The 8135-nt window shown below is 41.4% G+C and carries 10 protein-coding genes; 8 read left to right on the forward strand and 2 right to left on the reverse strand.

All coding sequences use genetic code 11. The features are described from left to right. From VE944_RS30580 to VE944_RS30600, 5 genes are all read left to right on the forward strand, one after another. Positions 1 to 1079, forward strand: a 1079-nt coding sequence (locus tag VE944_RS30580; RefSeq protein ID WP_324986450.1) for an alkene reductase, incomplete at its 5' end; no start/stop codon positions are given. Between the two features lie 104 nt (positions 1080 to 1183). Beyond that, positions 1184 to 1849 carry a nitroreductase family protein gene (locus VE944_RS30585; protein ID WP_324986452.1) on the forward strand — a complete coding sequence of 222 codons (666 nt, stop codon included), beginning with the start codon at positions 1184 to 1186 and terminating at the stop codon, positions 1847 to 1849. A gap of 321 nt (positions 1850 to 2170) precedes the next feature. Further along, positions 2171 to 2860, forward strand: coding sequence for an SDR family NAD(P)-dependent oxidoreductase (locus VE944_RS30590; protein WP_324986455.1), 690 nt, complete (start codon positions 2171 to 2173; stop codon positions 2858 to 2860). A 34-nt stretch (positions 2861 to 2894) separates the two neighbouring features. Continuing rightward, positions 2895 to 3662, forward strand: a complete 768-nt coding sequence (locus VE944_RS30595; protein WP_324986459.1) for a class I SAM-dependent methyltransferase — start codon at positions 2895 to 2897, stop codon at positions 3660 to 3662. Positions 3663 to 4301: 639 nt separating this feature from the next. Further along, positions 4302 to 4571 (forward strand): calponin homology domain-containing protein, encoded by a 270-nt coding sequence (locus VE944_RS30600; RefSeq protein ID WP_324986461.1) that lies wholly within the window; start codon positions 4302 to 4304, stop codon positions 4569 to 4571. 230 nt (positions 4572 to 4801) lie between these two features. Here the strand turns inward: VE944_RS30600 and VE944_RS30605 are convergent, their stop codons facing one another. After that, on the reverse strand, positions 4802 to 5752 hold the full coding sequence (locus tag VE944_RS30605; RefSeq protein ID WP_324986464.1) for a class I SAM-dependent methyltransferase: 951 nt from the start codon (positions 5750 to 5752) through the stop codon (positions 4802 to 4804). A gap of 397 nt (positions 5753 to 6149) precedes the next feature. On the opposite strand from VE944_RS30605, the gene VE944_RS30610 reads away from it, so the two are divergent. The 3 genes from VE944_RS30610 to VE944_RS30620 all read left to right on the forward strand — a co-directional run bounded on the left by VE944_RS30610 (position 6150) and on the right by VE944_RS30620 (position 7579). Next, complete coding sequence (locus tag VE944_RS30610) at positions 6150 to 6848, forward strand: glutathione binding-like protein (protein ID WP_324986467.1); 699 nt, start codon at positions 6150 to 6152, stop codon at positions 6846 to 6848. Positions 6849 to 6913: 65 nt separating this feature from the next. Next, positions 6914 to 7279, forward strand: a complete 366-nt coding sequence (locus tag VE944_RS30615) for a GNAT family N-acetyltransferase (protein WP_324986469.1) — start codon at positions 6914 to 6916, stop codon at positions 7277 to 7279. Positions 7280 to 7399: 120 nt separating this feature from the next. Next, positions 7400 to 7579 carry a GNAT family N-acetyltransferase gene (locus VE944_RS30620; protein WP_324986472.1) on the forward strand — a complete coding sequence of 60 codons (180 nt, stop codon included), beginning with the start codon at positions 7400 to 7402 and terminating at the stop codon, positions 7577 to 7579. Positions 7580 to 7625: 46 nt separating this feature from the next. Here the strand turns inward: VE944_RS30620 and VE944_RS30625 are convergent. Next, positions 7626 to 8135: cytochrome P450 (locus tag VE944_RS30625; RefSeq protein WP_324986474.1), on the reverse strand; the 510-nt coding region annotated here is incomplete at its 5' end.

Below are 8135 nucleotides of genomic sequence, written 5' to 3' on the forward strand. Positions count from 1 at the left end.
AATTAGGGAATCTGGAACTACCTAACCGGATAGTAATGGCACCTTTAACCCGAAACAGGGCAGGCCAGGGAAATGTACCACACCAACTCAATGCTACCTACTACGTCCAACGTGCTTCCGCCGGACTGATTATTGCTGAAGCAACACAGGTAACTCCTGAAGGACAGGGCTATCCTGCTACACCAGGAATTCATTCACCAGAACAGGTGGAGGGGTGGAAGTTAGTAACCGATACCGTACATCAGCAGGGAGGGAGAATTTTTTTGCAACTATGGCACGTAGGGAGGATTTCTCACCCTGACTTCCAACCGAATGGAGCTTTACCTGTGGCACCTTCTGCCATTGCTCCTAAAGGTGAGGCCGCAACTTATCAGGGGCCCAAACCCTTTGTTACTCCCCGCGCTTTAGAAACTTCGGAAATACCGCAGATCGTCGAACAGTACCGTCAGGGAGCAGCAAATGCCCTTGCGGCTGGGTTTGATGGGGTAGAAATTCACTCAGCTAATGGTTATTTAATAGATCAATTTCTGCGCGATCGCACCAATCAACGTACAGATAAATATGGGGGTTCCATTGAAAATCGCGCCCGATTCTTGTTAGAAGTCACAGAGGCAGTAACTAGTGTGTGGGATTCTAACCGAGTAGGGGTACGTTTATCTCCCAGTGGGACTTTTAACGATATAGGTGACTCCAATCCCCTGGAGACATTTGGTTATGCAGCTCAAGCATTGAACCAGTTTAATTTGGCATATCTGCATATTTATGAAGCAACAGAAGCAGACATCAGACATGGCGGGATAATTGTACCCACTAGTCATATACGCGATCGCTTTACAGGTACACTCATCGTCAATGGTGGTTATACTCGTGAAAAAGGCGATGCAGTACTAGCCAACAAAGCAGCAGATTTAGTTGCCTTTGGCACATTATTTATATCAAACCCCGATTTACCCCGACGCTTGGCTTTGAATGCACCACTAAATGAAGCAGATCAGGCAACTTTTTATGGTGGCGGTCAAAAGGGATATACAGATTATCCATTTTGGTCAACCGCTAACGAGGCGATAGCTAACGCATAATTCTGCTAATCTACTTTCAAACAACTTTTTACACCACTAAAGCATTTCGTCCAATCCTAAAAATCGTTACAGCAGCGTCATAACCCTAGCATCAGGAGAATTTTATGAGTTCCATCACCCAAACTCAAGCTTTAGATGTACCGAGTGCGATCGCTCAACGCCGTTCCATCAAAACTTTTAAAACAGACCCCATTGCCCCAGAACTACTCAAGCAACTGGTAAAGTTGACCGTGGCAGCGCCCAGCAGCTTTAATATCCAGGGCTGGCAAATTATTCTCGTGCAAGATGAGGCGCAAAAGGCAGCACTATCAGCAGCATCGTGGAATCAACAGCAAATCGTCCAAGCACCTGTAACCTTCGTCTTTGCCGCAGATCCTAACGCAGGCGAACAAAACTTGACCCCAATTCTAGAGCGGGGACTTGAAACTGGGGCATGGAATGAAGGCACGGTAAACTACTTTAAAAGCGCTATCCCACAATTTCAAGCTGGACTAGGCGACAAACGACGCGAATATGCGATCAAAGATGCCATAATTGCCGCTACTCATTTGGTGTTAGCAGCAGAAAGTTTGGGATTATCCACTTGTTTTATGAACGGTTGGATTGAGGATCAAGTAAAGGAAGTGATTGGGGCTGGGGATAATCCAGATTTAGCGATCGCTGTTTTAGTTCCTGTTGGCTATGCAGCCGAACCACGCTTAAATCCCGGTCGTTTGCCATTCTCCTCCAATGTCTCTGTAGACAGAATCGGTAATCCTTATGCAGGGTAGTTCTCTCTAAATTGGGAATGGGGTATTGGGCATGGTCAATGAGTCTTTGATACTCGTGAATGAGCCTTTGATAAGCTGTTGCGCCTTTAATTTGCACTAATATTTTTTCAAAATGCTTGTGGGGTGGGCATCTTGCCCGCCCTGATTGTGCAAGTTGTATACATAACAGCTTACTCATGAATGAGTCTTTAAACTCCACTTCCCTGCCTCCCCTGCCCCCTTGCCTCTTTTGACGCTCAATTCTTAATCTATGAATGTTTTAATCGAATGGCATTAAGAAAAGCTCTAAGCTAGGCAGAATAAGGACTACAGGTTTAAAATATGCCAACAACAGCTTTAATTGTCGGTGCAGGTAGTGGACTAAGCGCATCTTTAGCCCGCCTATTTACCAAAGAGGGATTCACCGTAGCTTTAGCGGCTCGCCAAATTGAAAAACTGACTCAATTGAGCAGTGAAATTGGCGCAGTTAGTTTTGCTGCTGATGCCTCAAACCCAGATGAAGTAGAACAGTTATTTATTGATATTGATAAAAAAATTGGTTCCCCGAATGTTGTTGTTTACAATCCCAGTTACCGGGTGAGGGGGCCTCTTGTTGAGCTAGACCCTGGTGAGGTGGCAAAAACCCTAGATGTAACTGCTTATGGTGGCTTTCTCGTTGCCCAAGCTGCTACTAAAAGGTTTTTGCAGCTTGGTGGCGGTGCTATCTTGTTTACTGGAGCTTCAGCCAGTGTCAAGGGTTATGCTCAGTCTGCTCCCTTTGCAATGGGTAAATTTGCACTGCGCGGTTTGGCTCAGAGTATTGCCAGAGAATTAGCACCAAAGAATATTCATGTAGCGCATTTCGTAATTGATGGTGCAATCCGTTCAGCAGTCCGCCAAGATCCAGCAGATAATCCTGATAGTACTCTTGACCCGGATGCGATAGCTCAAACTTATCTCAGTGTTTTACGTCAACCCCGTAGTGCTTGGACTTATGAAATAGAACTACGTCCGTGGGTAGAGAACTTTTAGGCAAAACAATTGTTACAAGAATAGTTTTGTAGGTATGAATATTGATTTTGGTGCAACTGCTACTGATTATGCAAAACACCGCGCTGGCTTTCCCAGTTCATTATTTAACAAACTGTCTGAATATGGTATAGGTTTACCAGGGCAGAATATTGTTGATCTTGGTACAGGAACAGGAACATTAGCGCGGGGCTTTGCCGATAGAGGTGCTTATGTGATTGGTATAGATCCATCAGCATCACTTTTAGAACAAGCGAGATTGTTAAGCGAATCTATCCAACTCAAAGTAGATTATCGAGTCGCAACTGCCGAGAATACCGAGTTACCAGACGCAAGTGCGGATGTGGTGACAGCCGGACAATGTTGGCATTGGTTTGATCGTCCCCGTGCTGTCCAAGAAATTACTCGAATATTGAGAAAAAATGGCTCGATCGCGATCGCTCATTTTGATTGGATACCCTTAAAAGGTAATGTGGTTGAAGCGACAGAACAACTGATCAAGGCTCATAATCCAGCGTGGAATTTAGACGGCGGTAATGGAATGTATCCTTTGTGGTTACAAGACATTGGTGAAGGAGGATTCCGAGAAATCCGCACATTTTCTTATGATGTCTTTGTGTCTTATACACACGAAGCTTGGCGGGGACGAATTCGTGCTAGTGCAGGCGTGGGAGCCAGCATGACGGCAGAAAAGGTAGAAGTATTTGATCAGGAATTGGCGACATTACTCGAAGCAAAATATCCTACACCAATTCTTCAGGTTCACCATAGAGTTTGGGCTGCGATCGCCAAATCACCGCTATGAAAAAGTATAATAGTCGCTGCCATTAAAGATAAAGGTTTCCGGTGACGGAAAAGGCAAAATATTAAGCTAAGACGAATTAGGGCGATTGTTCGCAGAGGGATTTTTCACCCCACGCGATCGCGCCACCCACAGACGTGCGAAAACGAGAATGTCTTGTTTGCAAGCCATAGCAGCTACGCCAGTTCAGCGTTTCACACAATTGATACCTGCTCAGAAAATCAATTTCAGGGGAAATAGGTAAAAACAACTTAAAAAGTTTATTGATAACTTTAAACAAATCCTGCAAGACTATAAATAATTTATAATTCTTTTATAAATATTATTTATATATAAATACATCAAAAATCTTGCATATTAAAAAGCTTGATAATTATAGTAATAAAGGCTATATAACGGATTAAATTCCATATATTTACTTACTCAGCTTAGACAAGAAGAATGCTCATAATAAATACTGAAAAAAGAGTAAAAAAGTTGTCATAAGGCTTGCTATCTTCCCAAATCTGGATTGTCAAGTCTGTGCATCTACATTCTTTTTGATTAGTCTAATTAATAGTTAGAGCAATAAATAATATTATTTTCTTGCTCAAAACATAAAAGTAAATTTTCGTATTTTTTTATTCGGGAGAATAATTCATCATGTCTATAAACAAAAACCTGATAGATGAAAACCAAGAAGAATTGTTTGAAGACTTATCAGATGAATGCTGCGAACAAATAACAGGAGGTAAAAGTTGGTGGAAGAAAGTTACAAAAACAGTTGAGCGTGCCACAATCAAAACTTTGAATAATTCAGGCAACGCAGTGACTCAGGTCGGAGGCATGACAGCACTTGGACTCTACACAGCAGGTGAGCTAGCTTTAGAAACAACTGGAATTGTGGGAAAAGACCAAATAGACGGAAATTAGACTAACAAAACTTAAACAACTTATCTACCTCATTTCTCAACTCTAGCCGAGAAATGCACTTACTTAAGCTCTGCCTCTTTGAAACAACTAAAGGCAGAGCTTTTTGCTTACTACACTTCAAAAATGCATGAGTCATTTTTGAAGTGTAGTAAGCAATAAAATTAGCCATGTAGCCAGCCACTAGTGATAGCTTATTTGCAGTAGAGAGACGAATATTGCAATTGTTAAAGCTAGTCGTGCTTGATAGGTTTGTTTCTAGCGCTCGCTTGTAGTAACATTTTTGGCAACCAAAAAAGATAACAATATAGTTGTTTTGCCTGACTATAAAGCGAGAATAACTTTCTTTCACTCAATAACGTATATGGTCGAACTGCTTTGAGAATTTCTGCAAATTTATCTTCCGCCGCAGTTTGAACTGAACCACTTACAGAATAACCTTGTAAATGTGGAGGTAGAGGCCAGTTAATTTTAGGATCTGGCTGATGTATTACAGGCTCAACATTTCCCCGCCATGCAACTCCCATAATTTGCATAGTTTGATACACCATTGTGTTCCATCCTTTCTCTTTTAAATAGTCCAAACCTTGGCCTACGTCGGGAGAAGCCAAATCATGAAATAAAATTAAAGCATCTGCTTCTGCAAGTTGTTCGCAAATAATTGTATCATTGAGCGGAGCTGGTGCTTCGTGATTACCATCTATAAATATCAATGACCATTTACGTTGAAATTTATTTGCTATTTCTTCTACTTTCTCAGGGCTACATCCTGGTATTAGATTTACAGATTCCTTAACGCCTGCCGCCTTTAGTGACTCTGTGACGCTTTCATTAAATAATTGTTCAGATAGCATCGGATCGATTACATCTAGCTCAACTCCTCCTAGAGCTAAATGACAAGCTGACCAACCCATCCAACAACCTATTTCTAAAGCTTTTTTTCCCTTAAATTTTAAGGCTGTATTGTATAAAATATGAGCTTCATCTCTGCTGACAAATCCTACATTCTGCTTTCGTTTATCTACGTACCAGTTATGAGTAATATCCCGCCGCAAATAAAGCCAAAAAGAATCAAATTTATTTCCTAAAATTATATTGGGAAAATAGGAATCTGGCTGGATAGTGGAAAATCCTGACGAAACATAATCTCCTTTTGGCAATAAGTTGACTTCAATCACTTTCACTGTTTTCTCACTCATAAGTTACTCTCTAAATCTTAGAAATTCTAGGTTTTGGGTTGACATTTTAACTTCAAACAACGATTTCCAGGCAAAACCTGAAAATATCAAATTCAGAAACTAAAAAGTTAATTTTTTTTTAAGCATCTCGTCCTTTTTTGTAATGCAAAATCAGTAATAGCCCAGCACAATAGTCCAGTATGGGGCTTTAGCTCCATTCCTGACAGCGATTTTCCATCTTACCTCTAGGGCAATAGTTTTGGATATAAAATGCTAAAATGCTTACGTTATATACATTTTTGCAGTTCTTACCCCCATTTTTTTCAGATTTTGTGAGAAATGCGAAAGAGGTGTCCGCACCATTCACTTAAAAAACAATCGCACAATTTTAGGAAAAATAACCATGATTGATCTTTATTATTGGACAACCCCAAACGGTCATAAAATTACGATTTTCTTAGAAGAAGTCGGTTTGCAATATACCATAATTCCTGTGAATATTGGGGCTGGGGATCAATTTAAACCCGAATTTTTAAAGATTTCTCCTAACAATCGCATCCCCGCGATCATTGACCACGAACCAGCAGATGGAGGTGCGCCGATTTCGGTATTTGAGTCTGGTGCAATCTTGCTATATTTGGCAGAAAAAACCGGGCAATTAATCCCCCAAGATTTACGTAATCGCACTCAAGTTTTAGAATGGCTGTTCTGGCAAATGGCAGGACTGGGGCCAATGGCGGGACAAAATCATCACTTTAGCACTTACGCTCCCGAAAAAATAGACTATGCCATTAACCGCTATGTGAATGAGACGGGACGCTTATATGCAGTGCTGAATAAGCAACTAGCAGATAAAGAATTTGTGGCTGGCGATTATTCTATCGCCGATATTGCTGCCTATCCCTGGATTGTGCCCTATGAACGCCAAAGTCAGAATCTAGAAGATTTTCCTCACGTCAAACGGTGGTTTGAGGCAATTAAAGCCCGTCCAGCAACAATTCGCGCCTACGAGAAAGCAGAAGCACTGAAAACTCAAACGCTTGATCCAGATAAGTCACGAGATTTGTTATTTAACCAGTCAGCGAAGACTATTCAAACTTGAGCCAATTGTCTTGTCAGTGTGGCGATCGCTAAGTTAGCTCTAAACCCAGATCATCAGTCGCAACTATGAGCAACGATTTCTCACTATCTTCCTTTCCTGAATTAGAAACAGAAAGGCTCCTTCTTCGTGAGACAACGTTACAGGATGCTGAGGCTATCTTTGCTGTATTCTCCGATCCAGGCGTGACTCAGTTTCACGATCTTGATACTTTTACTTCTATTGAAGAAGCGATGTCTACGACGGGCTACGCCTACGCACTCATTGGACGTAGGGCCAAACGTTTTGAGCTAGGAGATGGAATTCGCTGGGGAATTTTTCATAAGCAAGACAACGTTTTGATTGGTTTTTGTGGGTTCCAAGTAAACCCACAAGAACAGTCTGCTAGATCGGTTATGAGCTTGCCAATACTTTTTGGAGACAAGGCATTATGACAGAGGCAGTGCGTAAGCTGTTGCGCCTTTAATTTGCACTAATATTTTTTCAATATGCTTGTGGGGTGGGCATCTTGCCCGCCCTGATTGTGCAAGTTGTATACATAACAGCTTACCATCTTGCAATTTGGGTTTGAGCAAATGGGTTTGCGTTTCGTAGTTGCCCAAGTCATGCTGGACAATATAGCTTCTAAAAAGTTGCTAGAAAAGTTAGGTTTTCAGAGTCAGGGTGTACTGAAAGAGTATCGTTTCTTCAAAGAGCAGTTTCACGATCTAGAGCAATTTGTGCTTAACAAATAAAAAACTGATTGAGTAGGTTAGCAACGGATACAGGCTGATGTTGAGTTTAGTTTATTAGATCGGGGTTGCTGATTTGCGCCTGTAATTTTCCTTCTACTTTAAAAGGTAGTTGATGATAGTTGTTAAATTGATATTCTGGTGTCACCTTCCAATCATATCGTTGCAGCAACGTTGCCAAAAAAATCTTTATTTCCATTTTGGCAAACTCCATTCCAATGCATATATGTTCGCCACCACCAAAACCAATTAAAGCAAAGGAGTCTTTTTTATCTTCTTCGCGGGGAGGGGCAAAGCGTTCTGGCTCAAAACTTTCTGGGTTAGTATAAATCTCGCTCATGCGATGCGTTAATCCTTGAGCAACAATCACCACCCAACCAGGAGGAATGCGGTATCCTGCGTATTCAATTTCTTTTATAACTCCCCGAAACAGTACTACACCTGCGGGATTGTAAAGTCGTTCTATTTCTTTCAAAAAATAAGTCATTTGATTAAGTTGCTTAAGATGTCCCAAGTTCAAAGGTTCATCTTCTACAACTTCTGTCAGTTCTTGGCGGAG

The organism is Nostoc sp. (assembly GCF_035638895.1).
Classification (GTDB): domain Bacteria; phylum Cyanobacteriota; class Cyanobacteriia; order Cyanobacteriales; family Nostocaceae; genus Nostoc.

Coding starts and splice junctions, on each gene's coding strand:
- VE944_RS30585 (WP_324986452.1), top strand. CDS start 1,184: ATGAGTTCCATCACCCAAACTCAAGCTTTAGATGTACCGAGTGCGATC.
- VE944_RS30590 (WP_324986455.1), top strand. CDS start 2,171: ATGCCAACAACAGCTTTAATTGTCGGTGCAGGTAGTGGACTAAGCGCA.
- VE944_RS30595 (WP_324986459.1), top strand. CDS start 2,895: ATGAATATTGATTTTGGTGCAACTGCTACTGATTATGCAAAACACCGC.
- VE944_RS30600 (WP_324986461.1), top strand. CDS start 4,302: ATGTCTATAAACAAAAACCTGATAGATGAAAACCAAGAAGAATTGTTT.
- VE944_RS30610 (WP_324986467.1), top strand. CDS start 6,150: ATGATTGATCTTTATTATTGGACAACCCCAAACGGTCATAAAATTACG.
- VE944_RS30615 (WP_324986469.1), top strand. CDS start 6,914: ATGAGCAACGATTTCTCACTATCTTCCTTTCCTGAATTAGAAACAGAA.